The organism is Variovorax raffinosi (genome assembly GCF_051216615.1).
In the GTDB taxonomy this organism is placed as follows: Bacteria; Pseudomonadota; Gammaproteobacteria; order Burkholderiales; family Burkholderiaceae_C; genus Variovorax.
Genome location: NZ_JBPJZR010000001.1, coordinates 522,778 through 548,035, shown reverse-complemented (window position 1 = coordinate 548,035; position 25,258 = coordinate 522,778). Strand labels below are relative to the sequence as shown.

Annotated in this window: 25 protein-coding genes; 15 read left to right on the top strand and 10 right to left on the bottom strand. The window is 63.7% G+C overall.

What is annotated here, in order from left to right:
* Positions 1-37: 37 nt before the first annotated feature.
* Entirely contained in the window at positions 38-964 is a 927-nt protein-coding gene (locus ACSFB7_RS02600) for a LysR family transcriptional regulator (RefSeq protein ID WP_435468056.1), read from the bottom strand.
* Positions 965-1,103: 139 nt separating this feature from the next.
* On the opposite strand from ACSFB7_RS02600, the gene ACSFB7_RS02595 reads away from it, so the two are divergent.
* Both ACSFB7_RS02595 and ACSFB7_RS02590 read left to right on the top strand, forming a co-directional pair.
* Entirely contained in the window at positions 1,104-2,525 is a 1,422-nt protein-coding gene (locus ACSFB7_RS02595) for an MFS transporter (RefSeq protein WP_435466757.1), read from the top strand.
* 736 nt (positions 2,526-3,261) lie between these two features.
* Positions 3,262-3,780, top strand: coding sequence for a hypothetical protein (locus tag ACSFB7_RS02590; RefSeq protein WP_435466755.1), 519 nt, complete (start codon positions 3,262-3,264; stop codon positions 3,778-3,780).
* A gap of 36 nt (positions 3,781-3,816) precedes the next feature.
* On the opposite strand, the gene ACSFB7_RS02585 is transcribed toward ACSFB7_RS02590, so the two are convergent.
* Positions 3,817-4,080 carry a pyocin activator PrtN family protein gene (locus ACSFB7_RS02585; protein ID WP_435466753.1) on the bottom strand — a complete coding sequence of 88 codons (264 nt, stop codon included), beginning with the start codon at positions 4,078-4,080 and terminating at the stop codon, positions 3,817-3,819.
* Between the two features lie 59 nt (positions 4,081-4,139).
* Complete coding sequence (locus ACSFB7_RS02580; RefSeq protein WP_435466751.1) at positions 4,140-4,421, bottom strand: DNA methyltransferase; 282 nt, start codon at positions 4,419-4,421, stop codon at positions 4,140-4,142.
* 868 nt (positions 4,422-5,289) lie between these two features.
* Here ACSFB7_RS02580 and ACSFB7_RS02575 point away from each other — a divergent pair.
* Positions 5,290-6,156: a hypothetical protein gene (locus ACSFB7_RS02575; protein WP_435466750.1), complete on the top strand. Its 867-nt coding sequence runs from the start codon at positions 5,290-5,292 to the stop codon at positions 6,154-6,156.
* Positions 6,153-6,770 (top strand): alpha-ketoglutarate-dependent dioxygenase AlkB family protein, encoded by a 618-nt coding sequence (locus ACSFB7_RS02570; protein WP_435466748.1) that lies wholly within the window; start codon positions 6,153-6,155, stop codon positions 6,768-6,770. Before ACSFB7_RS02575 ends, ACSFB7_RS02570 begins: the two co-directional genes overlap by 4 nt.
* Before the next feature lie 6 nt (positions 6,771-6,776).
* On the opposite strand, the gene ACSFB7_RS02565 is transcribed toward ACSFB7_RS02570, so the two are convergent.
* Positions 6,777-7,016, bottom strand: coding sequence for a hypothetical protein (locus tag ACSFB7_RS02565; protein WP_435466746.1), 240 nt, complete (start codon positions 7,014-7,016; stop codon positions 6,777-6,779).
* Between the two features lie 294 nt (positions 7,017-7,310).
* Between ACSFB7_RS02565 and ACSFB7_RS02560 the strand changes: the two genes are divergently transcribed.
* From ACSFB7_RS02560 to ACSFB7_RS02550, 3 genes are all read left to right on the top strand, one after another.
* Positions 7,311-7,784, top strand: a complete 474-nt coding sequence (locus ACSFB7_RS02560; RefSeq protein WP_435466744.1) for a hypothetical protein — start codon at positions 7,311-7,313, stop codon at positions 7,782-7,784.
* Positions 7,785-7,790: 6 nt separating this feature from the next.
* A complete protein-coding gene (gene dusA, locus ACSFB7_RS02555) occupies positions 7,791-8,843 on the top strand; it encodes a tRNA dihydrouridine(20/20a) synthase DusA (protein ID WP_435466742.1) in 1,053 nt (350 codons plus the stop codon).
* A 238-nt stretch (positions 8,844-9,081) separates the two neighbouring features.
* Positions 9,082-9,867: an IclR family transcriptional regulator gene (locus ACSFB7_RS02550; protein ID WP_435466740.1), complete on the top strand. Its 786-nt coding sequence runs from the start codon at positions 9,082-9,084 to the stop codon at positions 9,865-9,867.
* A 17-nt stretch (positions 9,868-9,884) separates the two neighbouring features.
* On the opposite strand, the gene ACSFB7_RS02545 is transcribed toward ACSFB7_RS02550, so the two are convergent.
* Positions 9,885-10,532 carry a GntR family transcriptional regulator gene (locus ACSFB7_RS02545; protein WP_435466738.1) on the bottom strand — a complete coding sequence of 216 codons (648 nt, stop codon included), beginning with the start codon at positions 10,530-10,532 and terminating at the stop codon, positions 9,885-9,887.
* A 130-nt stretch (positions 10,533-10,662) separates the two neighbouring features.
* Here ACSFB7_RS02545 and scpA point away from each other — a divergent pair, with 130 nt between their 5' ends.
* The 7 genes from scpA to ACSFB7_RS02510 are packed head-to-tail and all read left to right on the top strand — an operon-like array spanning position 10,663 to position 19,555.
* Positions 10,663-12,825, top strand: a complete 2,163-nt coding sequence (gene scpA, locus ACSFB7_RS02540; protein ID WP_435466736.1) for a methylmalonyl-CoA mutase — start codon at positions 10,663-10,665, stop codon at positions 12,823-12,825.
* 14 nt (positions 12,826-12,839) lie between these two features.
* Positions 12,840-13,313, top strand: a complete 474-nt coding sequence (locus tag ACSFB7_RS02535; RefSeq protein WP_435466734.1) for a GNAT family N-acetyltransferase — start codon at positions 12,840-12,842, stop codon at positions 13,311-13,313.
* Between the two features lie 44 nt (positions 13,314-13,357).
* A complete protein-coding gene (gene meaB / locus ACSFB7_RS02530; protein WP_435468054.1) occupies positions 13,358-14,356 on the top strand; it encodes a methylmalonyl Co-A mutase-associated GTPase MeaB in 999 nt (332 codons plus the stop codon).
* Between the two features lie 60 nt (positions 14,357-14,416).
* On the top strand, positions 14,417-15,961 hold the full coding sequence (locus ACSFB7_RS02525) for an acyl-CoA carboxylase subunit beta (protein WP_435466732.1): 1,545 nt from the start codon (positions 14,417-14,419) through the stop codon (positions 15,959-15,961).
* Between the two features lie 20 nt (positions 15,962-15,981).
* Positions 15,982-18,030 (top strand): acetyl-CoA carboxylase biotin carboxylase subunit, encoded by a 2,049-nt coding sequence (gene accC / locus ACSFB7_RS02520; protein ID WP_435466730.1) that lies wholly within the window; start codon positions 15,982-15,984, stop codon positions 18,028-18,030.
* The gene (bioB, locus tag ACSFB7_RS02515; protein WP_435466728.1) at positions 18,030-19,064 is read left to right on the top strand and encodes a biotin synthase BioB; all 1,035 of its coding nucleotides are present in this window, start codon (positions 18,030-18,032) and stop codon (positions 19,062-19,064) included. The genes accC and bioB overlap by 1 nt, the downstream gene beginning before the upstream one ends.
* Entirely contained in the window at positions 19,061-19,555 is a 495-nt protein-coding gene (locus ACSFB7_RS02510; protein ID WP_435466726.1) for a VOC family protein, read from the top strand. The genes bioB and ACSFB7_RS02510 overlap by 4 nt, the downstream gene beginning before the upstream one ends.
* On the opposite strand, the gene ACSFB7_RS02505 is transcribed toward ACSFB7_RS02510, so the two are convergent.
* Positions 19,545-20,042, bottom strand: a complete 498-nt coding sequence (locus ACSFB7_RS02505) for an Lrp/AsnC family transcriptional regulator (RefSeq protein WP_435466724.1) — start codon at positions 20,040-20,042, stop codon at positions 19,545-19,547. The two genes, ACSFB7_RS02510 and ACSFB7_RS02505, sit on opposite strands and share 11 nt — an antisense overlap.
* A 116-nt stretch (positions 20,043-20,158) precedes the next feature.
* On the opposite strand from ACSFB7_RS02505, the gene yedA reads away from it, so the two are divergent.
* Positions 20,159-21,076: a drug/metabolite exporter YedA gene (gene yedA, locus ACSFB7_RS02500; RefSeq protein WP_435466722.1), complete on the top strand. Its 918-nt coding sequence runs from the start codon at positions 20,159-20,161 to the stop codon at positions 21,074-21,076.
* Positions 21,077-21,092: 16 nt separating this feature from the next.
* On the opposite strand, the gene ACSFB7_RS02495 is transcribed toward yedA, so the two are convergent.
* From ACSFB7_RS02495 to ACSFB7_RS02480, 4 genes are all read right to left on the bottom strand, one after another.
* Positions 21,093-21,731, bottom strand: coding sequence for a LysE family translocator (locus ACSFB7_RS02495; RefSeq protein WP_435466720.1), 639 nt, complete (start codon positions 21,729-21,731; stop codon positions 21,093-21,095).
* Positions 21,728-22,357, bottom strand: a complete 630-nt coding sequence (locus ACSFB7_RS02490; RefSeq protein WP_435466718.1) for an RnfABCDGE type electron transport complex subunit B — start codon at positions 22,355-22,357, stop codon at positions 21,728-21,730. Before ACSFB7_RS02490 ends, ACSFB7_RS02495 begins: the two co-directional genes overlap by 4 nt.
* 22 nt (positions 22,358-22,379) lie before the next feature.
* Positions 22,380-23,831 (bottom strand): polyhydroxyalkanoate depolymerase, encoded by a 1,452-nt coding sequence (locus ACSFB7_RS02485; protein ID WP_435466716.1) that lies wholly within the window; start codon positions 23,829-23,831, stop codon positions 22,380-22,382.
* A gap of 157 nt (positions 23,832-23,988) precedes the next feature.
* The gene (locus ACSFB7_RS02480; protein ID WP_435466714.1) at positions 23,989-25,185 is read right to left on the bottom strand and encodes an amino acid aminotransferase; all 1,197 of its coding nucleotides are present in this window, start codon (positions 25,183-25,185) and stop codon (positions 23,989-23,991) included.
* Positions 25,186-25,258: the final 73 nt, after the last annotated feature.

The following is a 25,258-nucleotide window of genomic DNA, read 5'->3' as shown; positions in this document are numbered from 1 at the left end:
TGCGAAGCAGAGCTTCAAGGTCGACGCTTGAATGCAATCACGGCGCTCCTGTTTGCTCATTCAACGGCCGGCAAATCTTCAGTACCAACCCGCGCAGCCACCGGTGCGCGGGGTCCCGATCAAGACGCGGATGCCACATCTGCGACACGGTGATCTGCTCCGTGGGTATCGGCAGCGGAAACGAGCGCAGCGTGCCCCGTGCCCTCAGGTGCTCGAAGTACGACGACGGTATCAGCGCCACCAGGTCGGTCGCGGCCGCTATCGACAAGGCAGTGCTGAAGCTGGGCACCACGACGGCGGCATTGCGCACCAGCCCCATGGCAGCGAGCGCGTCGTCCACCGGCCCCTCGGTCCGGCCGTGGCGTGAAGTGACCACGTGGCTGCAGGCGGCGTAGCGTTCGGCCGTGATCTCGGGCCCGGCGAGCAGGGGATGGCCCTCGCGCACCGCGCCGACGAAGCGGTCGCGAAAGAGCGCCTGAACGCGCACCTCGGGGCCCGACTCGCCGAGAACGCCGACGTCCAGATCGATCAATCCCTCGCGCAGAGGGCGAACGTCCTTGTCCGGCTTGGGCGCGAAGCGCAGGCGAACGCCGGGCGCTTCGTGCGCGGCGCAAGCCACGAGCTGATGCGCGAAGCCTTCGATGAAGCCGTCGTTGGCCCGTATGGTGAACAGTTGCCGGAGCGTGCGAGGGTCCATGTTCGCGCCAGCGGACTGAAGCACCGCGCGTGACTCCTGCACCAGCTCCCTGACACGGTCGCGCAGTGCCACTGCATGCGGCGTGAGCACCATCGCGCGACCGGCTCGCACGAGCAGTTGATCCCCGGTCGATTCCCGCAATCGCGCGAGCGCCCGGCTCATGGCCGATTCGCTCAAGCCCAGGCGCTCGGCGGCCTTCGCGACGCTGCCCTCGGAAAGAAGTGCGCTCAACGCAAACAGCAGGTTCAGGTCGGCTTCTGTCGGCATGCCCGAAGCTATCACGGCTGCCATGGTTTCGACAGGCGCCACGTGCAGGGACAAGCTGCGCGCCACGCGCTGTGCAAGCCATTCGCGCAGTCCTAAGCTGGCCTGGCGCAATAGAGCGTGCTCTTCCGGTTGCCCCAACATGCTGTCATCTACGCTTCGACCGAACTCTTCTTTCACCCTGCCTCGCACCGCCGAAGCCCAGGAGGCGAACGCGGATGGCCTGCCTCTGCCGCGGCGCTTCGCAGCCGTCGCCGCGATCCTTGGCGCAGGCGTGCTGGTGGTGCTCGACGGCGCCATCGCCAACATCGCGTTGCCAGGCATTGCCCGGCAACTGCAGGCGGCACCTGCCGATGCCGTCTGGATCATCACCGCCTACCAACTGGCCGTGGTCATGTTCCTGTTGCCGGCTTCCGCTGTCGGCGAGCGGTTCGGGTACCGGCGCGTGTTCGCCGGTGGCGTCGCGCTGTTCACCGCGGCGTCTGTGTTGTGCGCGTTGGCTCCATCGCTGCCATGGCTCGTGGCCGCGAGGTGCCTTCAGGGCCTGGGCAGTGCAGCCGTGATGCCCCTTGGGTTGGCGCTCTTGCGCTTCACCTATCCGCGTCGATTGCTGGCGCGCTCGATCGCCTGGAATGCGCTCGCCGTCGCGGCGGCTTCCGCAGCGGGGCCCACCCTTGGCGCTTTCATACTCTCCGCGGCGAGTTGGCCGTGGCTCTTTGCGGTGAACCTGCCGATCGGCCTTCTCGTGCTCGCCGCCTGTGCTGGGTTGCCGAGCCCGGCGCGCTCGATGCGCCACATCGACGTGTGGAGCATCGCGCTCAACGCGGTCATGTTCGCCGCCTTCGTGCTCGGGAGTGAGCGGCTGGTGGCGCATCCGTTGCAGGGCGGCGGCTTGCTCGTCTTGTCGGTCGTTTGCATGGTCTTGCTGGTGCGGCGCGAAATGCCGAAGGCGGCGCCGTTGATCCCGCTCGACCTGCTGCGCGTGCATTCATTTCGGCTCTCGGTCATTGCCTCGGTGTGCTGCTTCACCGGCCAGATGGCCAGCCTTGTGGCGCTGCCGTTCTACATCCAGCACGAACTCGGCCAGAGCGCGGTGACCGCCGGCCTCTTGATGACCCCGTGGCCTTTGGCGGTGATGCTGGCCGCACCGCTGTCGGCACGCCTGGCTCGGCGCGTGCCGAGCGCCTGGCTGTGCGCGGTCGGAAGCGCGTGTTTCGCGAGTGGCCTGGCCCTGTGTGCGCTGTGGCCGTTGCATGGCGACGCGACCTTGCCGATCGCGTTGTTCACCGGCCTCGCCGGCCTGGGCTTCGGCTTCTTCCAGACGCCGAACAACCAGAACATGCTGCTCTCGGCACCCGCAGAACGCAGCGGAGCGGCCGGTGGCGCGCAAGGCACCGCCCGACTCACGGGGTTGACGCTCGGCAGCCTGATGATGAGCTTGATGTTCGGGCTGCTGCCGGCGCACAGCGCCGTGCACTGGGGCTTGGCGGTGGCGGCACTGGCTGCCTTGGCGGGAAGTGCGGTGAGCTTGCTGAGGAGCCCTGCACGCGCCGGGGGCGCGTGACCGGCATCGGAAGTCGATGGCGCGCATTGCTGCGGATCCCTTGAATCGCAGCCGCGTAAGAAACTACCGGCTTGATGTGGCCGATGTCCATGCTGTTGGCGACAGGGTCGGTGCCCTCCTTGGCGAGATCTTTGCCGAACTGGATGAGTTGCTCGCGCGTGAGGTCCTTCAGCTTTGTCTTCGGTGCATGGAGGGTAAAAGCCTTGGAGCGCCGAGGAGCCCTCAGCACTTCCTTCGTGTGAAAGGTATCGCTCGCATAGACGCCCTTGCGGCTAGCGCGCGCCAGTTGCCGGACGGAAGCTGCTTCGGACGGTCTGGAGGGTACACGAGGGGTTTTAAGTGTATGAGTGATAGCGCTAAGTTATTGAATTTAAAAGAAAAAATACTTTCCGTTGCCCCGGTGGTGGATTGGATGGGGTGAGCGGGGAAAACCGTTTCAAATCAATAATTTAGAGAGAATTGATTTGGCAGTGTGGCACTAATGTGGGACCACGAGATCGTGACTGCCGGCATGCGCCGGCGTGTGCGGTCGGAAGGCCTGGACAGCGCGTTGCTCACACTATTGCGCTGAAGCACAGCGGGCGTAAAATCACGGCGTGCTCCCTAGAGAGAGCCGGCCGGCCCGCACTGGCAAAGCGAAAGCATCTCCTAATTTCAATTTTTCGCGTAGCTCTGCGAGCGCGTGGGAACTGCGGGCCGTGCCCCTTTTGACTGCGCTCTTAACCGGAGATACACGATGCCTTCTATTAGGTTCTCTTTTCTCGACTATCTGTCGAAGCAGGAGTTTCTGGACTTCGCGAAGCGATTCGCCAAAATTAATCAGAAAACTGATCCCGATGACAACGGTTTGATCTTTCACCAAGACAAGGTTGCCATCGGCCTGGGATTCAAAAACTGGGCCTTGTTGCACAAGCATGTCGAGTCAGCAAGTTGGTCCGCGTGGGACACCTTGCGAGAGGTCGCGCTTAAGAAGCCGGGTCTTGGGGCATTCATCGAAGAGCGCGCCTTCAGGATCATCGATGAGGATGACGCCGTCGATTCGATGCGCAGTTGGGCTCGCTCGAAGTACACACCACTGATTGACTTTGCCTTTTACGATCCGGAGTCCGAGTCTGGATATAGCTGGCCGGATGTCGATATGGCTGAAGAGCTGAGCGAGGAATTTGCCGGGCGATATCCCGATGATTTGATTCAGCGCGTAGGCAACGAGCTGGACGCGGACGAGGGCCCCTGGGGACTGGAAAAGTACGACTAACACCTCCATCGAGTGACCGTGGTTATTGGGCGTGGTTCATGAGTTTTGGCAAAGTCGATTGAAAAAGCAAACGGCCCGCATGTGCGGGCCGCTTGTCATCTGGCAGCAAGCTGCTCCAATTTTTTGCGCGCCGCCTGCTGGCAGGTCATCAAGATACCTGGCAAGGTCTTGAGTCTCGACGCCTTTGAGTGACTTCTGACTGCTGGGGTCGGTGCGCACCAAGGGCAGCTTGATTTCGCCGGTTATGCATTTCGCCGCGAGCTTTTTCACCTCTAGATGACTGAAGAAGTCGCGCTGCACTCACTCCAGCGGAATCACCGAGCGAGCGCCGGACTGGGCCATCAGCAAGAAGATTGTCTTTATGCCGCGCCACCGGTTACGCTGAGGGCTACGGCAACATTACGCACCCAGATCGGCGTGCTCCCGAGCGCGAAGGTCTCACCGCTCCACGCGAGCATCACGGCGCGGGCCATCTCTTCAGCGATGGCGTTAGCAGCTGCCGGCGGCACTGCGTTGCCGATGCGCTCGCGCCATGCCTGGTCGCTTAGGCCTTCGAGTTCGAAATGCTCCTCGGGCTCGACCAGCGATTGAAGCGCGGCCAGCTCGAAAGTGGTGAAGGGCGGTGCTCGGTGCCGTCGCACTCATGAATCCGGCAGACCAGCTTTTCGGCTGCCGTGGGCGTGGTGATACCGGGCGACGGCCCCAGCGGGCTCGGTCCACGGGATCGGATCACACCATAGTGCCCGGCAGTCAGGTAGTCGTCGCCCTTGGCGCGCTGGATACCGTTCGCGGATCTGCCACTGCAAACGCTCCCTGCCCGGTGGTGCTGCCTGCGATAACGGTGCCGGCGGGTTCGTCGTAGCGCGTCACCGCGGACTTGCCAAAGCTCGGGCCGTCGCGCCTCGGGTCGGCGACGCACTGTCCCGTGCCGTGCTCGCTTGTGGCCGCACCCGCAGGCTCGCGCCAAGGCACGATCCGAAACTCGTTGTTGTGCTTTTGCCGGATCTGTGTGGCGCGGATCAGCGACGCCGAAAGTGCCTTGGCCGGGTGACTTCACGCCGATTACGGCGCAGGAAGCTTCATTCCATCGGCAGACGTGGTGTCGACCCGCTGTACGTGTTGACGCGTCAACGTACCCCGACGAACGACGGCACTTCGCTCAGCTCAGAGGAGAACGGGCGCTGGTCGACAACTACAACCATGCCGACGAAGAAGATCGGGCCGCAGCTCGGAGGATCCTTTCTTTGCTCGCGAAACAGAAGGTCGGGTAGCCTACGTAAATTGTGGTTGCAGATCCTTTGGGCTCTGCTTCGAATTTAGTTTAACGAGGACTGGTTGAATGTCGCGGAGGTTGGCGCAACTCCGCATGCGTCGTTCAGCGATCGATAAGCCAAATCGGCATATTCCGGTTGGAGCTACGCCGGGGCTTAATCTGCGCTTTGCGGCAAGCGCTCCGCCACTCTGTCTGAAAATCTGTAAGATGGAGATACACAAAATTACGGAGACCTCATGACCCTTTTTGAACTTGTGAAGATTGCACTGGACACGCTGTATAAAGAATCGGTTGCGGTCCATGGAGCGCAAACAGATGCGATCATCAAGCAGCAGTTCGACTACCTGAGTTCCAGCTATGGCCTCCTGACTGATCAAAAAAGGGTCCCAATCAGTTACCGCGACCCCGCCACACGATTTGCCTATGTTTACAGGTATGTAGCAACACACGGGGACTATTTGGTGCAGTTGCTGACGTTGTTACGTAGCCATGCGGGCAAGGTTTTTCAGACGGAGAGCGCACGACTCACATGTATCGGTGGGGGACCGGGAAGTGATGTAATTGCAGTTCTTAAGTATTTGAGTGACCACGCTGCCTCGGAACCTGTGAAAAAACTGGTCGTCTATCTGCTTGACAAGGAGCAGGCTTGGGCAGACACGTGGACGGAGCTTGATGATAAGTTGCAGGCTTCGGTCGCTTTGAATGCGAACTTCCAACCATTGGATGTTACAGATCCTGCTTCATGGAGTGCGCAAAAGCGCTTCCTTGAGGCTGATGTGTTCACGCTAAGCTATTTTGTCTCCGAGGTATATGCGCTTGACAAAAATGGCGTGGTGACAAATTTCTGGCAAACGCTATTCCGAGAAGCCAAGCCCGGCGCGTTGTTTTTCTATGACGACAATGGTCACGGAGATTTCAACGACTACTTTGATGCGCAGTGGCAAAAAGCAGGTTGTATCGATCTGGTCGGCAGCGCGACCAATGTGACGTTTACGCCCAGCTACACTGAGCGCGCGGACGTCCTTGATGACTATAAAGAGAGGTTTGCTGCTTGGCCCAAGCTCCGGGGCCAACTCAGCTGGCGCATCCTAAAAAAAAGATGACGTTTGATCTTTTTGACGACGAGGTGCGGTTGAGACATGTGGACATTCCAGACGCGGATGTTTACTTTGGTCGGGATTTCGGCGCGCCGATGCAAAAAGAAAAAATACTCAAAGAATTAATTGAAGAGACCCCGTGGCGGCAGGAGGAAGTTACTGTTTGGGGAAGAAAGCATTTGCAGCCGCGTCTAATCGCATGGTTCGGCGATGCGGGGAGCCGCTATTCCTACTCCGGAATCAACTTGGAGCCTCTTCCTTGGACAGATACCCTTTTACAGCTTCGCGCCATCGTTCAAGGCGCTGCCGATGAAAAGTTCAACAGCGTGCTGTTGAACTTTTATAGAGATCATAGGGATAGCATGGGCTTCCACAGCGATGACGAACCTGAGCTTGGTCCCGCCCCCACAATTGCGTCTTTCAGTTTTGGAGAAACGCGCATTTTTGTAATGAAGCACAAGATTCTCGATATAAAATCAATTCGGCTTGAACTTGTCTCCGGAAGCCTGTTGGTCATGAAGGGCGCCACCCAGCGGAACTGGAAGCATGGAATAGAAAAGTTATCTCAGCCCTGTGGTCCGAGAGTTAATTTGACTTTTCGGCGAATCAATTCAACTTAGTTGACGTTACGGCGACGATCCCTCATCAAGCAACTGGAACTGCTCTACATCGGTTGCTCTGATTTTGAATTCAGCATGCGTTGTGAAGCCTCCATCTGGACTTATCGCGTGTTGCACCTTTATCGACAGCCAGTCTGTGTTGTCGATCTCCTGCTTCCATCCTGAAACCTTCACCGGCGTCTGTGGAGTCAACAGCGGCTGACCCAGAGCAAGGTGCAGCTCGAACGTCGCCGCGCCGCGCTTCAAGCGCCGGCATTTAGCCTGTGCTGCGGCACCTCGAAGTTTGGTGGGTGATCTCGTCCTGTCTGCGCGTGCTGAAGATCGCGTAGCAGACGATCCGCTGCACGGGGATCGAGCCCTTGCGTCAGTTGCCGAATAGCGTCGTGAGCTTGTCGAGTTCATCGAGGGGGGGCGCCTGTCGCGTTGCCTGGATCTCGACGTCAGGCCGAGCGCTCGGCATAGCTTGCGCGCATCGTGGATCACCTAGGAGTCGAACTGATAACCCCAGGTAGGCCGAGCCAATTGGTAGACCGCTGAGACATGAGAGAAGTAGTTGTCGGCCGTTTGTGGTTTGACGCCAAGGTCGTTGGCGAACTGCACCCAGTCGGCGCTGGTGATCGTCGAGCCACGCCGCTTTGCAAGGCTGGTGGCCGCCACCGCGTTGAGCACTTGGGCCGTGGTCTTGCCGATGGCCTTAAGGTGCTCAGCGACATATTTCTGGATCGTCTCGGCGAAGGTGGGATCAGCTGCTTTGAGCTTCGTCAGCGCGCCAAGCTAGGCCAGTTCGGCTTCCGGGTTCTTCATCCAGAGCCGGGCAACTGGCTCTCGGTCGAAAGTTTCTGTCTCGCTGTGGACGACGACCCCGCCTTCCTTGATTCGGATGCGGGCCATGTGCGCTACGCTTCCGTCTGCGCGCTTGCGCTTCGTGATGGTTCCCCAGGGAGCTTCCTGTGGTACATGCCAAATTTGTGGCAAGCAATGTACCACCGGGACCGAAAAAACAGCGCTGAATGACACCGAATGACGACAAACGCTATCTCTTCTAAATCCGCGCCGGTGCTTGATTTTCCTCAGAAAGCCCGCGCGACCACGGCAATGCGTATGTCTGTTGCACCCATGATGGACTGGACAGACCGTCATTGCCGATACTTCCATCGCCTGTTGTCGCGTCATGCGCTGCTCTACACCGAGATGGTGACCACGGGTGCGCTGATCCACGGCGACGTGCCCCGTCACCTTCGCTTTCATGCCGAAGAACACCCCGTGGCGCTGCAACTCGGCGGCAGCGAGCCGAACGACCTGGCCCATTGCGCCAAGCTCGGCGAAGAGTGGGGCTACGACGAAATCAACCTGAACTGCGGCTGCCCCAGCGAGCGCGTGCAGCGCGGTGCCTTCGGCGCCTGCCTGATGAACGAGCCGCAACTGGTGGCCGATTGCGTGAAGGCGATGGTCGATGTGACGGACGTGCCCATCACGGTCAAGCACCGCATCGGCATCGACAAGATCGAGAGCTACGAGTTCGTGCGCGACTTCGTCGGCACGGTCAGCGAGGCGGGTTGCAACACCTTCATCGTGCATGCGCGCAATGCGTGGCTGCAGGGCCTGAGCCCGAAGCAGAACCGCGAGATTCCGCCGTTGCGCTACGCGCTGGTGCATCGGCTCAAGCATGACTTTCCGGCGCTGAATTTTTCCATCAACGGCGGCATCTCGGTCAACGCACAGGTGCACGAGCACCTGCGGCTGCTCGACGGTGTGATGGTCGGGCGCGAGGCGTACCACAACCCCTGGTGGCTGGCCGAATGGGACACCGAGTTCTTCGGCGCCGCGCCGCAGTCGCTCACGCGCGAAGAAGTCGAGTCGCTGATGTGCGACTACATGGTGCGCGATGCCGCCGAACACGGCACCAACTGGTGGTCGATTGCGCGGCACATGCTGGGCCTGCGCAGCGGCCTGCCGGGCGCACGCCGCTGGCGCCAGGTCTGGAGCGATCACAAGCTCAAGACGCGCCCGCCGCACGAGGTGATGGCGCTCGCGCACGAGCCCGTGGCTCAGGCCGCCGAACCGGCCGTCTGATCGCGCGTCGGCACAGCCGGCACACACCTCTTCCTGAATGACCGGGACGCGCCTACGCGTGTTTCGTGGGGACGCGCGCGCCATACGAAGGGCTGCAGGAGCCCATTCGCCGGGCATTCCGACTTCTTTTTATAGAACGGTGTTTTGAAACATTTCACTAACAAGTGTGACTGTTCTGCCACTTTTTGCTGAAGAATAAAGAGCGTCAGGGAAACACAAAAAAAGGTTCTGCATGCATATGAGCGAAGCTGTTGGCAGCAAGGAAGAAGTGAGCGCGCTGGCACGTGGCTTGGCATTACTCAAGGTGATCGGCATGGCCGGCACATCGCTGGGCAACCGGGAATTGGCCGACACGACGGGCATTCCCAAGGCCACCGTGTCGCGTCTCACGTCGACACTGGTGGGCGCGGGCTATTTGCGCCAGTCGCAAGACAGCGAGCGTTTCAGCCTGGGGCCGGCGCTGCTCGACATGAGCAGCCGCTACCTGCGGCATTTCGACCTGCGGACGATGGCCCGTCCGCATCTGGCGGAACTGGCCGAATTCGCGGGGGCCAGCGTGCACCTTGGCGTGCGCGACGAGCTGGACGTGCTCGTCATCGATTCGCTGCGGCCCCGCCTGGCGGTGATCAGTTCGCGCATCGAGGTCGGCACGCGACTGGCCATCGCCACCTCGGCCGGCGGTCGCGCCTACCTCGCGGCATTGCCTGCCGCCGAGCAGGCGGCGCTGCTAGAAGACATCCGCCTCGAAAGCGGCGAGAACTGGCCGGTGATGCAGCCACGGCTGATGGCCGGGCTCGAGGAGTACGCCCGCGAGGGCTACTGCAGCTCGTTCGGCGAGTGGCACCCGCACATTCACTCCCTGGGCTTTGCCCTGGAGGGGCCGCGCGGCGAGCGCTATGCGGTGAGCTGCGGCGGCCCGGCCTACCTGCTGCCCCGGGAGATGATGCTGACGCGCGTGGCGCCCCACCTGCTGGTCGCGGCCCAACGCATCGCGGCCGAGGCCGGGACGGCCAGCACCGGCTGAACCGGCTGAAGGCGCGGCTAGACCGCTGCTTCCAGGCCGTTCCTGAAATGCTCGCGCATGCGCGCCATGGCCGTGGCGGCGTCGCGCGTCTCGATGGCGGCCATCACGGAACGGTGTTCCGCCAGCGATTCGGCAATGCGGCCGGCCTTCAGCAGCGAGTTGTGGCGATTGAGCTTCATCACCTTGCGCAGGTCGGCCACCATCTGGTCGCGCCACTTGTTGTCGGCGATGGCCAGCAGCCGCATGTGAAAACGCTCGTTGAGCGCGAAGAAGTGCTCGCGGTCTTCCTTGCCGGGGGCGGCGGCCGCTTCAAGCTCGGCATGCAGCGCCTTCAGCTCGGCGCGCTGCGCATCGGTGGCGCGCTCGGCCACCACGCCGGCCGCGTCGCTCTCCAGCAGCGAGAGCAGGTGGTAGACGTCGGCCAGGTCCTGCTCGGACACCTCGGTCACATAGGCGCCGCGGCGCACTTTCATCGTGACCAGGCCTTCGGCCGCCAGCACCTTCAGCGCCTCGCGCAGGGGCGTGCGGCTGATGCCGTATTCCTCGGCGAGCTTGAGTTCGTCGATCCAGCTCCCGGGCTCCAGCTCGCGGCGGAAAATCCGCTGGCGCAGCAGCTCGGCCACCTCTTCATAGAGGGCGCGGGGGGTGAGTGTGACAGCGGACATGGGCCGCACTGTACTTCAAAAACAGTGTTTGAATTAATAATTACGGATGGGTTAGACTCGCGGCCGGCTTGCAAATCCGTGCGAGCGAATCTGCGAACACCAGACAGACAACAGCAAAGCGGCGCCTTTCATGAGCAGCACTCCCGAACCCACCTTCAAGCCCGCCGACCTCGAGGCTTGGGCCAAGTCCGCTGCCAAGTCCGCCCCCGGCGGCGACGTGAACGCGCTGAACTGGATCACGCCCGACGGCATCAGCGTCAAGCCGCTGTACACGGCGGCCGACCTGCAGGGCCTGAAGTACACCGACACGCTGCCCGGCTTCGAGCCCTACCTGCGCGGCCCGCAGGCCACCATGTACGCGGTGCGCCCCTGGACCATCCGCCAGTACGCGGGTTTTTCGACCGCCGAAGAATCGAACGCCTTCTACCGCAAGGCACTGGCCGCCGGCGGGCAGGGCGTGAGCGTGGCCTTCGACCTGGCCACCCATCGCGGCTACGACAGCGACCACCCCCGCGTGACCGGCGACGTCGGCAAGGCCGGCGTGGCCATCGATTCGGTCGAGGACATGAAGATCCTGTTCGACCAGATCCCGCTCGACAAGGTGAGCGTGTCGATGACGATGAACGGTGCCGTGCTGCCGGTGCTCGCGGGCTATGTGGTCGCGGCCGAAGAGCAGGGCGTGGCAAAGGACCAGTTGAGCGGAACCATCCAGAACGACATCCTCAAGGAGTTCATGGTCCGCAACACGTACATCTTTCCGCCGGGGCCGAGCATGCGGATCATCGGCGACATCATCGAGTACACGGCGCAGCACATGCCCAAGTTCAACTCGATCTCGATCAGCGGCTATCACATGCAGGAAGCCGGCGCGAACCAGGCGCTCGAACTCGCGTTCACGCTGGCCGACGGCAAGGAATACGTGAAGACCGCGCTCGCCAAGGGCCTGGACGTCGACGGCTTCGCCGGGCGCCTGAGCTTCTTCTGGGCCATCGGCATGAACTTCTATCTTGAAGTGGCCAAGATGCGCGCCGCGCGCCTCTTGTGGTGCCGCATCATGAAGGAGTTCAACCCCAAGAACCCCAAGAGCCTGATGCTGCGCACCCACTGCCAGACCTCGGGTTGGTCGCTCACCGAGCAGGACCCGTACAACAACATCGTGCGCACCACCATCGAGGCGATGGCTGCGGTGTTCGGCGGCACGCAATCGCTGCACACCAACGCGCTCGACGAAGCGATCGCGCTGCCCACCGAGTTCAGCTCGCGCATTGCGCGCAACACGCAGCTCATCATCCAGGAAGAGACGCACATCACGAACGTGGTCGATCCCTGGGCCGGCAGCTACATGATGGAAAAGCTCACGCAGGACATGGCCGATGCGGCCTGGGCCATCATCGAAGAGGTCGAGGCCATGGGCGGCATGACCAAGGCCGTCGACAGCGGCTGGGCCAAGCTCAAGATCGAAGCGGCCGCTGCAGAGAAGCAGGCGCGCATCGACTCGGGCAAGGACGTGATCGTCGGCGTCAACAAGTACAAGCTCAAGAACGAGGACGCGATCGACAGCCTGTCCATCGACAACGTGATGGTGCGCGATCAGCAGGTGGCGCGGCTGCAGAGCATTCGCGCCTCGCGCGACACGGCCAAGGTGCAGGCCGCGCTCGACGCGCTGACCGAAGCCGCCGAGAACAACACCGGCAACCTGCTCGCGCTGAGCATCGACGCGGTGCGCCTGCGCGCCACGGTGGGCGAGATTTCCGACGCACTCGAAAAATCATTCGGCCGCCATCGCGCCGACACGCAAAAGGTGACCGGTGTGTACGCAGCCGCCTACGACTCGGCCGAAGGCTGGGAAGCTCTCAAGACCGAGATCAACGCCTTTGCCGAAGAGCAGGGCCGTCGTCCACGCGTGATGATTTCCAAGCTGGGGCAGGACGGGCACGACCGAGGCGCCAAGGTCGTCGCAACCGCATTCGCTGACCTGGGCTTCGACGTGGACATGGGGCCGCTGTTCCAGACGCCCGAAGAGTGCGCGCGACAGGCGATTGAAAACGACGTGCATGCCGTCGGCGTGAGCACCCTCGCAGCCGGCCACAAGACGCTGGTGCCCGCCATCATCAACGAGCTGAAGAAGCAGGGCGCGGACGACATCATTGTGTTCGTCGGCGGCGTGATCCCGCGGCAGGACTACGACTTTCTGTACGAGGCCGGCGTCAAGGGCATCTACGGACCGGGCACGCCCATTCCGGCCAGCGCCAAGGACGTGCTGGAGCAGATTCGCGCGGCGGTCGCGGCCTGAAGAAAAGCACCGACGTGAGCGATCTCTTGTCGCGGCTGTCGCTGCAGCCGGTGGATTCCGGCGATTTCGAGGACATGCTGGCCGTGCGCATCGATGCGATGCGCCCGAGCCTGGAGCGCGTCGGCCGCTTCGACCTCACGCGCTCGCGCGAACGCCTGTCGGCCGGCTTCGTGGTGCCGTACATGCATCACATCGTGCTCGACGGCGAGCAGCGCGTCGGCTTCATCACGCTCAAGCCCGAGGACGCGGATGCGCTGCGCCTGGACCATCTGTACCTGCGCACCGGCTTCCAGGGGCGCGGCATCGGCGAATGGGCGATGCGCTGGGCCAAGGCGCAGGCGCGCGAGAAGCAACTCGACATCAAGCTCACCGCGCTCGTGCGCAGCGACGCCAACCGCTTCTATCTGCGCCACGGTTTCGTGCTCGAAGGCGAAGAGGACGTGGACCTGCACTACCGCTGGCGCGTGGCGTCGGAGGCCGCGTGCTGAACACCGTGCAGGGGCTGGAAAGCGCCGTCACCGATTCGCCCGGCATGGCGCAGCGCCGTGCCATCGCCAAGGCGATCACGCTGCTCGAATCCACCCGCACCGACCATCGCGCCCAGGCCGACGAGCTGCTCACTGCCCTGCTGCCGCGCACCGGCCAGTCGTTTCGGCTCGGCATCTCGGGCGTGCCGGGCGTTGGCAAATCGACCTTCATTGAAACGCTGGGGCTGCTGCTGATCGGCAAGGGGCATCGCGTGGCGGTGCTGACCATCGACCCGTCGTCCACCCTCTCGGGCGGCTCCATCCTCGGCGACAAGACGCGCATGGAACGGCTCTCGGTGCACGAGCGCGCCTACATCCGGCCCAGCCCGTCGAGCGGCACGCTCGGCGGCGTGGCCGAGAAAACGCGCGAAGCCATGCTGGTGTGCGAGGCCGCCGGCTACGACATCGTGATCGTCGAGACCGTAGGCGTGGGCCAGAGCGAAACGGCAGTCGCCGGCATGACCGACATGTTCGTGCTGATGCAGTTGCCCAATGCCGGCGACGACCTGCAGGCGATCAAGAAGGGCGTGATGGAACTGGCCGACCTCGTGGTCATCAACAAGGCCGACATCGACAAAGATGCTGCCACGCGTGCGCAGGCGCAGATCACTTCGGCACTGCGCCTGTTCGGCCATCAGGGCAACCCGGACCACGCGCATGCGGTGCATGACGCCCACAGCGGCAAGGAAGTTCGCTTCTGGCTGCCCAGGGTGCTACAGCTCAGCGCGCTGGCCGGCACCGGCGTCGATGCTTTCTGGGAGGCCGTGCTGCAGTTCAGGCAACTGCAGACGGCCAACGGCAAGCTCGCGCAGCGCCGCGAGAAGCAGGCGACCGCGTGGATGTGGGAGCGCATCGACGCGGGGCTCAAGCAGGCCTTCAGGCAGCATGCGCAAGTGCGCGAGCTGCTGCCCCAGCTCACGCAACAGGTGGCACAGGGCACGCTGCCTGCCTCCACGGCGGCACGCAGCCTGCTCGCCGCAGCGGCCATCACGGCCAGGCCGTGAGGCCACAAGAAACACAAGACAAAGCATCGCAATTCAGGAACACAGCTTCGGAACCACACCATGCAAGAACTGATTGAACAACTCGAACAGCGCCGCGCCAAGGCGCGTCTCGGCGGCGGACAGAAGCGCATCGACGCGCAGCACGCCAAGGGCAAGCTCACGGCGCGCGAGCGCATCGAGCTGCTGCTCGACGACAACACCTTTGAAGAGTGGGACATGTTCGTCGAGCACCGCTCGGTCGACTTCGGCATGGCCGAGCAGAAGATCCCCGGCGACGGCGTGGTCACCGGCTACGGGATGATCAACGGCCGCCTGGTGTTCGTGTTCAGCCAGGACTTCACCGTCTTCGGCGGCGCGCTCAGCGAAGCGCATGCCGAGAAGATCTGCAAGGTGATGGACCAGGCCATGAAGGTCGGCGCACCGGTCATCGGCCTGAACGACTCGGGCGGCGCGCGCATCCAGGAAGGCGTGGCCTCGCTGGGCGGCTATGCCGACGTGTTCCAGCGCAACGTGATGGCCTCGGGCGTGGTGCCGCAGATCAGCATGGTGATGGGGCCTTGCGCGGGCGGTGCGGTGTACTCGCCGGCCATGACCGACTTCATCTTCATGGTGAAGGACAGCAGCTACATGTTCGTGACCGGCCCCGACGTGGTGAAGACCGTGACGCACGAGAGCGTGACCGCCGAAGAACTCGGTGGCGCCATCACCCACACCACGCGCAGCGGCGTGGCCGACATGGCGTTCGAGAACGACGTCGAGGCGCTGATGATGCTGCGCCGCCTGTACAACTACCTGCCGCTCAACAACCGCGAAAAACCGCCGGTGCGACTGGGCAACAACGGCCAGGGCGACCCGGCCGACCGGCCCGACTACTCGCTCGACACGCTGGTGCCGGACAACCCGAACAAGCCCTACGACATCAAGGAACTGATCCTCAAGGTGGTGGACGACGGCGACTTCTTCGAGCTGCAGCCCGACTACGCGAAGAACATCGTGATCGGCTTCGCGCGCATGGAAGGCCAGACGGTCGGCATCGTGGCCAACCAGCCGCTGGTGCTGGCGGGTTGCCTGGACATCAAGAGCAGCATCAAGGCCGCACGCTTCGTGCGCTTTTGCGATGCGTTCAACATCCCCGTCATCACCTTTGTCGACGTGCCCGGCTTCATGCCCGGCACGGGGCAGGAGTACGGCGGCATCATCAAGCACGGTGCCAAGCTGCTCTACGCGTACGCGGAGTGCACGGTGCCGAAGATCACCGTCATCACGCGCAAGGCCTACGGCGGCGCGTACGACGTGATGGCGTCCAAGCATCTGCGCGGCGACGTCAACCTCGCCTGGCCGCGTGCCGAGATCGCGGTGATGGGCGCGAAGGGCGCGGTGGAAATCATCTTCCGTGAAGACAAGAACGATCCCGAGAAGCTGGCCGCCCGCGAAGCCGAATACAAGGCGCGCTTTGCGAACCCGTACGTGGCGAGTGCACGCGGCTACATCGACGACGTGATCCTGCCGCACGAGACGCGCAAGCGCATCTGCCGCTCGCTGGTGATGCTGCGCGAGAAGAAGCTCGAGAACCCGTGGCGCAAGCACGGGAACATCCCACTGTGAGCGGTACGGAGAAGAAGAACATGTTCAAGAAGATCCTGATCGCCAATCGCGGCGAAATCGCCTGCCGCGTCATCCAGACCGCCAAGAAGATGGGCATCCTCACCGTCGCCGTCTACTCCGACGCCGACAAGGAAGCCCGCCACGTCGAGCTGGCCGACGAGGCCGTGCACATCGGCGCCGCGCCCAGCCGCGAGAGCTATCTGCAGGCCGACCGCATCATCGCGGCCTGCAAGCAGACCGGCGCCGAGGCCGTGCATCCGGGCTACGGTTTCCTCTCGGAGAACGAAGCCTTCGCGCGCAAGGTCGAGGAAGAGGGCATTGCCTTCATCGGGCCGAAGCACTATTCGATCGCGGCGATGGGCGACAAGATCGCCTCGAAGAAGCTCGCGAACGAAGCCAAGGTCAACACCATCCCCGGCTGGAACGACGCCATCGAGACGGCCGAGCGTGCCGTCGAGATCGCCAAGGACATCGGCTACCCGGTGATGATCAAGGCTTCGGCCGGCGGCGGCGGCAAGGGCCTGCGCGTGGCCTTCAACGACAAGGAAGCCTTCGAGGGCTTCACCTCGTGCCGCAACGAGGCGCGCAACAGCTTCGGCGATGACCGCGTGTTCATCGAGAAATTTGTCGAGGAGCCGCGCCACATCGAGATCCAGGTGCTGGGCGATTCGCATGGCAATGTGATCTACCTGAACGAGCGTGAATGCTCGATCCAGCGGCGCCATCAGAAGGTGATCGAGGAAGCGCCTTCGCCCTTCATCAGCGACGCCACGCGCAAGGCGATGGGCGAGCAGGCGGTGCAACTGGCCAAGGCCGTCAACTACCAGAGCGCGGGCACGGTGGAGTTCGTGGTCGGCAAGGACCAGAGCTTCTACTTCCTGGAAATGAACACGCGCCTGCAGGTGGAGCATCCGGTCACCGAGTGCATCACGGGGCTCGATCTGGTCGAGTTGATGATCCGCGTGGCGGCCGGCGAGAAGCTGCCGCTGACGCAAGCCGAAGTGAAGCGCGACGGTTGGGCCATCGAGTGCCGCATCAATGCAGAAGACCCGTTCCGCAACTTCCTGCCGTCGACCGGCCGGCTGGTGAAGTTCCAGCCGCCGGCAGAGACCATGTTCGCAAGCGACACCGAGCATCTGCAAGGCGTGCGCGTGGACACCGGCGTGTACGACGGCGGCGAAATCCCGATGTACTACGACTCGATGATTGCCAAGCTCATCGTGCACGGCAAGGACCGCCAGCATGCGATTGCCCGCATGCGCGAGGCGCTCAACGGTTTCGTGATTCGTGGTGTCAGCAGCAACATCCCGTTCCAGGCGGCGCTGCTGGCGCATCCGAAATTCGTGGCGGGTGACTTCAACACCGGCTTCATCGCCGAGCACTACGGCAAGGGCTTCCATGCGGAAGACGTGCCGCATGCCGATCCCTCGTTCCTCATCGCACTCGCCGCGTATGTGCATCGCCGTTATCGCGCGCGCGCCTCGGGCATCAGCGGTCAGCTCGAAGGCCACGGCGTGAAGGTGGGCGAGCAGTTCGTGGTGGTGGAGCTGGGGCCGGAAGGCAAGCATGTGCACCATCCGGTGTCGGTGTCCGACTTCCAGGGCAAGACCGGCGCGAGCGCGGTGGCCGTGGGCGACAAGAGCTACAAGATCGACAGCAGCTTCGCGCTGGGCGCGATCCGCGTGCAGGGCATCGTCAATGACAAGCCCTTCACCGCGCAGGTCGAGCGCGGCGCGGGCAAGAACCCGCTGGCGCTGCGTGTGTCGCACGACGGCACGCAGATCGAGACGATGGTGCTGTCGCCGCTGGGCGCGCGCCTGCTCGACCTGATGCCCTACAAGGCACCGCCGGACCTGAGCAAGTTCCTGATGTCGCCGATGCCGGGCCTTCTGGTCGAGGTGTCGGTGCAGCCGGGGCAGCAGGTGCAGGCCGGCGAGAAGCTGGCCGTCATCGAGGCGATGAAGATGGAGAACGTGCTGTTCGCCACGCAGGACGGCGTGGTCGGCAAGGTCTCCGCCACCAAGGGCGAATCGCTCGCCGTCGATCAAATCATTCTGGAGTTCAACTGATGGGTGCCAACGACCTGCAACAGACGATCACGCTGCACCGGCCCGCGAAGGCCGTCGCAACGCCGCAAGGCCCCTGGTCGATCGAGGCGATCCAGGCGCTGCTCGACAAGCCGCTGATGGACCTGCTGTTCGAGGCGCAGACGGTGCACCGCCAGCACTTTCCCGAAGGCGACATCGAGCTGGCCACGCTGCTGTCGGTCAAGACCGGTGGCTGCCCCGAGAACTGCGGCTACTGCCCGCAGTCGGCCGAGTTCGACACCGGCGTGAAGGCGCAGAAACTCATGGAGGTCGACGAGGTGGTGCGTGCCGCGCAGGCGGCCAAGGACGCCGGCGCCACGCGCTTCTGCATGGGCGCCGCTTGGCGGGCACCCAAGGACCGCGACGTCGAGAAGGTGGCCGTGCTGGTCGAGGCGGTGAAGGGCCTCGGCATGCAGACCTGCGCCACGCTGGGCATGTTGGAGCCGCACCATGCACACCAGCTCAAAGCTGCTGGCCTGGACTACTACAACCACAACCTCGACACCGCGCCCGAGTACTACACCGACGTGGTCGATACGCGCACCTACCAGGACCGGCTCGACACGCTGGCCCATGTGCGCAGCGCGGGCATCAGCGTGTGCTGCGGCGGCATCGTCGGCATGGGCGAGGCACCGGTGCACCGCGCGGGGTTGATCGCTCAACTGGCCAACCTGAATCCGTACCCGGAGTCGGTGCCGATCAACAGCCTGGTGCGCGTGCCGGGCACGCCGCTGGCCGATTCGGAGCCGGTCGATCCGTTTGACTTCGTGCGCATGATCGCGGTCGCGCGCATCACGATGCCGACGGCGCGCGTGCGGCTGTCGGCGGGGCGCCAGCAGATGGGCGATGCGGTACAGGCGCTGTGCTTCATGGCCGGTGCGAATTCGATCTTCTATGGCGACAAGCTGCTGGTCACCGGCAACCCTGATGTGGAGGCCGACGTGCAATTGCTGCGCAAGCTGGGCCTGCAGTCGCGCCGCACCACGACCACTGAAAAAGTCGAGGTCTGCGCATGACGAGCGCGGCTTCCGCGCGTCCCTTCAAGGTGCTGGGCATCCAGCAGATCGCCATCGGCGGGCCCGACAAGCTGCGGCTGCAGAAGCTGTGGGTCGACATGCTGGGGCTCGAAGTCACGGGCACCTTCAAGAGCGAGCGCGAGAACGTCGACGAGGACATCTGTTCGATGGGCATCGGGCCGTTCAAGGTCGAGGTCGACCTGATGCAGCCGCTGGACCCGGAGAAGAAGCCTGCGGTGCACACCACGCCGCTCAACCACGTGGGGCTGTGGATCGACGACCTGCCCAAGGCCGTCGAGTGGCTCACCGCGCAGGGTGTTCGCTTTGCGCCCGGCGGCATCCGCAAGGGCGCGGCCGGCTTCGACATCTGCTTTCTGCATCCGAAGGCGAACGAAGAATTTCCGATCGCGGGCGAGGGCGTGCTGATCGAGATGGTGCAGGCACCGCCCGAGGTGGTGACGGCTTTCAACGCGCTCGCTGCTACGCGTTGAGCACTTTCCTGATCGGTGGTTTCACGTCCGCACGCTGAGGTGGCAGCATCGGCAGATGCTCGCGCGCCGGGTTCAGGATGATCGAGGTCGCCGTCTCCGTGAGGATGCAGAACTTGGTGACCACCGCATCGAGGTGGCTCACGTCGATCACCGCGATCTCGAGAATCCAGCTGTCTTCACCGGTCACGTTGTAGGCATTGATGCACTCGGGCGTTTCCTGCACCAGCGCGACCACGCGGTCGTAGTCGGCACGGCCGACGCGGATGATCGCGCGGATGCCGTAGCCCAGCCGCGTGAGGTCGACCGTGGCGCGGTAGCCGGTGATGACGCCTGCTGCTTCGAGCTTCTTCACGCGCTCGGTCACGGCCGGCTGGCTCAGGTGCACGCGGCGGCCGAGTTCGGCCATGGTCAGGCGCGCATCGTTCTGCAGTTCGGCCAGGATGCGGGTGTCGTGGGCATCCAGCGTGGGGTTCAAGGCGAAGTCCATGCAAGTCCTTTAAATCGACGGTGTGGTGCGGGCAGAACCATGAAATCTGCATGGCAGATGGTGGGCGGCTTTCATACCATGAGCGGCATTCAATACCAAGAAGAGACACCCTCGACATGTCGACACTCGCGTCCCCCGCCCATACCGGGCCCGCCTTTGCACGCCGTGGGCTGACACCCCTGCTGTGGCTTTGCCTCGCCGCCACCTGGGTGGTCTGGGGCTCGACCTACCTGGGCATCAAGTACGCGCTGATCAGCTTTCCGCCGTTCCTGCAGATGGGCTCGCGCTTTCTCTTTGCGGGCGTGCTGCTCGCGGTGTGGATGCGCTGGCGCGGCGCGCCGTGGCCGACGCTGGTGCAGTGGCGCAATGCCTTGATCGTCGGGGCGCTGATGCTCGGCGGCGGCATGGGCGGTACGGCCAATGCCGAGGTGTCGATCGGCTCGGGGCTGGTGGTGGCTTTCATTGCCGTCATTCCGTTGCTGATCGCGCTGCTGAACCTGATCTGGGGCGTGAAGCCGACGCGGCTTGAAGCTGCGGGCATTGCAGTCGGGCTTGTCGGCGTGCTGATGCTCACGCAGGGCAGTGGCTTCAAGTCTTCGCCGGAAGGGCTGGTCGCAATTTGCGTGGCGTGCGTCTGCTGGTCGCTCGGCAGCGTGTTGAGCCAGCGCAGCCTGCCATTGGCGCCCGGTGCCATGGGCTTCGCGAGCGAGATGCTGTGCGGCGGCATGGTGCTGATGGGGCTGGCCGCCGTGTCGGGCGAAACGATGACCTGGCCGCCGCAACCCGTGGCGGTGGCGGCGTGGGTCTACCTGGTGGTGTTCGGCTCGCTGATCGCGTTCAACGCGTACATGGTGCTGCTCGCGCAAGCGCCGGCCGCACTGGCGGCGAGCTACACCTTCGTCAATCCGGTGATCGCGATGCTGCTGGGCGTGTGGATTGCCGACGAGGCCGTCACGCGCTTCGAGTGGTACGCGGTGGGCGTGGTGCTGGCGGGGGTGTTGTTGCTGCTCTTCAAGCGAACGAAGAGGAGCTGAAGGGGGCGAACCCCGCTCAGGTGCCCGGTCGGCGCCAGAACGCCAGCGTTGCCGCCAGCAGCCACATGCCGACGGCGCAACTGCGGTTCAGCGCCTTGAGGCCGCGGCGCGACAGCCAGCGCACGGCCTGAGTGCCGGCGGCAGCGTAGGCCAGCATCACGCAGGTGTCGAGCACCACGAAGATCGCCCCGAGCAGCAGGTACTGCGGGCCCTGCGGCTTCGTGATGTCGATGAACTGCGGCAGGAAGGCCGCGAAGAACAGCACCGTCTTCGGGTTCGACAAAGCCACCATCAGGCTGCGCAGCAGCGCGATGCGGCCGTGCGGGCGAATCTCGATGCTCGACTTGGCCAGCGCGGTGCTCAGGTCGGTTGCATCGCTGCGCCAGAGCTTGAAGCCCAGCCAGACGAGGTAGGCGACACCGGCCACGCGGATCGCGTTGAAGAGCAGTTCCGACGCGGCGAGCAGCGAGCCCAGCCCGAGCGCGACGACCGCGATCAGCGTGACGCTGCCGAGCGATGCGCCTGCAATGCCCCAGCTTGCGCGGCGCATGCCGCCGTCGATGCCGTTGGACAGGGCCAGCAGCATCGTCGGCCCAGGAATCACGGCCAGCGCGAGCGAAGCGACCACGTAGATGAGCAGGGTGTCGGTTGTCATGGCTTGGCGGCGGGTGGGCGTTGGGAGGCGGCGCGGGCGCGCGCCAGCGCTGCTTCGACGATGGAGCGCTTGCGCGTGTCGGCGTCTTGCGGGGGCGCGGCTTCAGGCGCCTTTGTCTCTTCGCTGGCGGCCGCCTTGCGATGTGCGCCGTGAAGCTTGTAGCGTTGCAGCGCCGCTTCGGCCTGCGTTTGCGACCATGCCTGCCAGCCGCTGCGGCCGGGCGTCTCGACTTCGAGCGAAATGCAATCGACGGGGCAGACCGGAATGCACAGCTCGCAACCGGTGCAGTGCGCCTCGATCACGGTGTGCATGCGCTTGTTGATGCCGACGATGGCATCGGTCGGGCAGGCATCGAGGCAGAGCGTGCAGCCAATGCACCAGGCTTCGTCGATGACAGCCATGGCGCGCGGGCCTTCGGTGCCGAACTGGGGATCGAGCGGCAAGAGCGCCTGGCCCGTGAGCAGCGCGAGCCGCTCGATGCCTTCGGCGCCGCCCGGCGGGCACTGGTTGATGCCGGCTTCGCCATCGGCCACGGCCTGCGCATAGCCTGCGCAATCCGGGTAGCCGCACCGTGTGCACTGCGTTTGAGGCAGTGCGTTGTTGATGCGTGCGGCGAGCCCGTTCACTGGAGGTTGGCGTGCGCGCGTTTCAGCGCGCGGCGCGGGTGGCGGGCTTCTTGCGCGCCACGGCTTTCTTGGCGGGAGCGGCCGCAACGACGGTGGCTGCCTTGGCCTTTGGCGCGGCGGTGCTCTTTCTTGCAGCAACGGCTGCCGTCTTGCGGGCCGGCTTGACCGTGTCTTCGGCGGCCAGGCCATCGCGCGCGCTGGCGCGGCTTTGGGGCTGGTCGTTCGCGGCGATGAACTTCACCAGCTTCGGGTAGACCAGGTCGCGCCAGCGGCGGCCGCTGAAGATGCCGTAGTGGCCTGCGCCCTTGACTTCGTAGTGCTCGCGCTTGGAGTCGGCAACGCCGGTGCACAGGCTGTGCGCGGCTTCGGTCTGGCCCGAGCCCGAGATGTCGTCGAGTTCGCCTTCGACGGTCAGCAGCGCGGCCGTGCGGATGTCCTGCGGACGCACGCGCTCGATCTGGCCATCGGGACTCTTGACGTCCCAGGTACCGTTGACCAGCTCGAACTGCTGGAACACGGTGCGGATCGTGTCGAGGTAGTAATCGGCGTCCATGTCGAGCACGGCGTTGTACTCGTCATAGAACTTGCGGTGGGCCTCGGCGCTGGCGTCATCGCCCTTGATGAGGTCCTTGAAGTAGTCGTAGTGGCTGGTGGCGTGGCGGTCGGGGTTCATGGCCACGAAGCCGGTGTGCTGCAGGAAGCCGGGGTACACGCGGCGGCCTTCACCGGGGAAGCCTTGCGGCACGCGGTAGATCACGTTGTTCTCGAACCACTCGTAGCTCTTGTTCATCGCGAGGTTGTTGACCGCTGTGGGCGACTTGCGGGCGTCGATGGGGCCGCCCATCATCGTCAGCGTGAGCGGCAGCGGCTCCTTGCGGCTGGCCATGAGCGACACGGCGGCCAGCACCGGCACGGTGGGCTGGCACACGCTGACCACGTGGCAGTTGCCGTATTCGGACTGCAGCAGGCGGATGAACTCCTGCACGTAGTTGATGTAGTCGTCGAGGCGGAATTCGCCTTCGGACATCGGCACCAGGCGCGCGTTCTTCCAGTCGGTGATGTAGACCTTGTGGTCTTGCAGCATGGTGCGCACGGTGTCGCGCAGCAGCGTGGCGTAGTGGCCCGACAGGGGCGCCACGATCAGCACCACGGGCTGGCTCTTGAGCGTCTTGAGGATGTGCGGTTCGTCGGTGAAGCGCTTGAAGCGGCGCAGCTCGCAGAACGGCTTGTCGAGTTCGACGGCTTCCTGGATCACGACGTCTTCGCCGTCGACCTTGACCGACTTGATGTTGAACTCAGGCTTCTCGTAGTCCTTGCCCAGGCGATAGAGCAGGTCGTAGCCTGCGGCCATGCGCTGTGCCATCGGCAACTGGCCCCACACGGCGCCCTGGCCGTAGAGTTTGGAGGCCGCTTGTGCGAAGTCCGAGAACGGCTCCATCAGGGAACGCTGGGCTTCGTAGAGTTGATAAAGCATCGCTGGTCTTGGAGTGGAATGTTGCGGTGCAATATATCAGCGCATTCGCTGCGGTGCAGGGGGCCTAACCCCTACATCGACCCCGCCGCGAGGGTCCTTCTGCTGCATAGCGTGAAGGAATCGTCGCCGGGACGATTCCCTCACACTTTGCTGTCACCTAGATGACTTTGGCAATCGACGCGCAGACGTAGTCGATGTTCTTGCTGTTGAGCGCGGCCACGCACATGCGGCCGGTGTCGGTGCCGTACACGCCGAATTCATTGCGCAGGCGAACCATCTGGTCCTTGCTCAGGCCCGAGTAGCTGAACATGCCGATCTGGGTGGTGATGAAGCTCATGTCTTCCTTCACGCCGGCGGCCTTGAGGCCGTCGACCAGCTTCTGGCGCATCGCCTTGATGCGCACGCGCATCTCGCCGAGTTCCTTTTCCCAGAGGGCGCGCAGTTCGGGGTTGCCGAGCACCGCTGCCACCACGGCGCCACCGTGGATCGGCGGGTTGCTGTAGTTGGTGCGAATGGCGATCTTGAGCTGCGACAGCACGCGGCCGGCTTCTTCCTTGTTTTCGCACAGCACCGACAGGGCGCCGACGCGCTCGCCGTACAGGCTGAAGCTCTTCGAGAAAGAGGTCGATACGAAGAAGGTCAGGCCTGCATCGACGAACTTGCCGACGGCCGCGCCGTCTTCCTTCAGGCCGTAGCCAAAGCCCTGGTAGGCCATGTCGAGGAAGGGCACGAGGCCCTTGGCCTTGACCACGGCGACGACTTGGTCCCATTGGGCAGCGGTGATGTCGTAGCCGGTCGGGTTGTGGCAGCAGGCGTGCAGCACGACGATGGTGCCGGCCGGCGCCGCGTTCAGGGCGGCCAGCATGCCGTCGAAGTTGACGCCGCGCTTGGCCGCGTCGTAGTAGGGGTAGCTTTCGACCTCGAAGCCCGCGTTGGTGAACAGTGCGCGGTGGTTTTCCCAGCTCGGGTCGCTGATCAGCACCTTGGCGTTGGGGTTGATCTTTTTCAGGAAGTCGGCGCCGACCTTCAGGCCGCCGGTGCCGCCGATGCCCTGGATGGTGGCCACGCGGCCCGATTGCACGGGTTCGCTGTCGACGCCGAAAACCAGGCCCTTGACGGCGTTGTCGTAGGCCACGATGCCGTCGATCGGCAGGTAGCCGCGGGCCGATGGGGCCTTCATCATGTTCTGTTCGGCCGCCTGCACGCACTGGAGCAGGGGCAGCTTGCCGTTGTCGTCGTAATAAACGCCGACGCCGAGATTGACCTTGTTGGGGTTGGTATCGGCTGCAAATTGCTCGTTGAGGCCGAGGATCGGGTCGCGCGGTGCCATTTCGACCGCGGTGAACATAGACATGGAAAGGTCCTTTGGGATGAAAGCTTCGCTGGCAACCGGACTTGCGCTACGCTTTCCGGTTGCCTTGAATTTT

Bases quoted from the DNA above. Each gene is read 5' to 3' on its own strand.
- ACSFB7_RS02600 (WP_435468056.1), bottom strand. From the start codon at position 964: ATGCCGACAGAAGCCGACCTGAACCTGCTGTTTGCGTTGAGCGCACTT.
- ACSFB7_RS02595 (WP_435466757.1), top strand. From the start codon at position 1,104: ATGCTGTCATCTACGCTTCGACCGAACTCTTCTTTCACCCTGCCTCGC.
- ACSFB7_RS02590 (WP_435466755.1), top strand. From the start codon at position 3,262: ATGCCTTCTATTAGGTTCTCTTTTCTCGACTATCTGTCGAAGCAGGAG.
- ACSFB7_RS02575 (WP_435466750.1), top strand. From the start codon at position 5,290: ATGACCCTTTTTGAACTTGTGAAGATTGCACTGGACACGCTGTATAAA.
- ACSFB7_RS02570 (WP_435466748.1), top strand. From the start codon at position 6,153: ATGACGTTTGATCTTTTTGACGACGAGGTGCGGTTGAGACATGTGGAC.
- ACSFB7_RS02560 (WP_435466744.1), top strand. From the start codon at position 7,311: ATGAGAGAAGTAGTTGTCGGCCGTTTGTGGTTTGACGCCAAGGTCGTT.
- dusA (WP_435466742.1), top strand. From the start codon at position 7,791: ATGACGACAAACGCTATCTCTTCTAAATCCGCGCCGGTGCTTGATTTT.
- ACSFB7_RS02550 (WP_435466740.1), top strand. From the start codon at position 9,082: ATGAGCGAAGCTGTTGGCAGCAAGGAAGAAGTGAGCGCGCTGGCACGT.
- ACSFB7_RS02545 (WP_435466738.1), bottom strand. From the start codon at position 10,532: ATGTCCGCTGTCACACTCACCCCCCGCGCCCTCTATGAAGAGGTGGCC.
- scpA (WP_435466736.1), top strand. From the start codon at position 10,663: ATGAGCAGCACTCCCGAACCCACCTTCAAGCCCGCCGACCTCGAGGCT.
- meaB (WP_435468054.1), top strand. From the start codon at position 13,358: ATGGCGCAGCGCCGTGCCATCGCCAAGGCGATCACGCTGCTCGAATCC.
- ACSFB7_RS02525 (WP_435466732.1), top strand. From the start codon at position 14,417: ATGCAAGAACTGATTGAACAACTCGAACAGCGCCGCGCCAAGGCGCGT.
- accC (WP_435466730.1), top strand. From the start codon at position 15,982: ATGTTCAAGAAGATCCTGATCGCCAATCGCGGCGAAATCGCCTGCCGC.
- bioB (WP_435466728.1), top strand. From the start codon at position 18,030: ATGGGTGCCAACGACCTGCAACAGACGATCACGCTGCACCGGCCCGCG.
- ACSFB7_RS02510 (WP_435466726.1), top strand. From the start codon at position 19,061: ATGACGAGCGCGGCTTCCGCGCGTCCCTTCAAGGTGCTGGGCATCCAG.
- ACSFB7_RS02505 (WP_435466724.1), bottom strand. From the start codon at position 20,042: ATGGACTTCGCCTTGAACCCCACGCTGGATGCCCACGACACCCGCATC.
- yedA (WP_435466722.1), top strand. From the start codon at position 20,159: ATGTCGACACTCGCGTCCCCCGCCCATACCGGGCCCGCCTTTGCACGC.
- ACSFB7_RS02495 (WP_435466720.1), bottom strand. From the start codon at position 21,731: ATGACAACCGACACCCTGCTCATCTACGTGGTCGCTTCGCTCGCGCTG.
- ACSFB7_RS02485 (WP_435466716.1), bottom strand. From the start codon at position 23,831: ATGCTTTATCAACTCTACGAAGCCCAGCGTTCCCTGATGGAGCCGTTC.
- ACSFB7_RS02480 (WP_435466714.1), bottom strand. From the start codon at position 25,185: ATGTCTATGTTCACCGCGGTCGAAATGGCACCGCGCGACCCGATCCTC.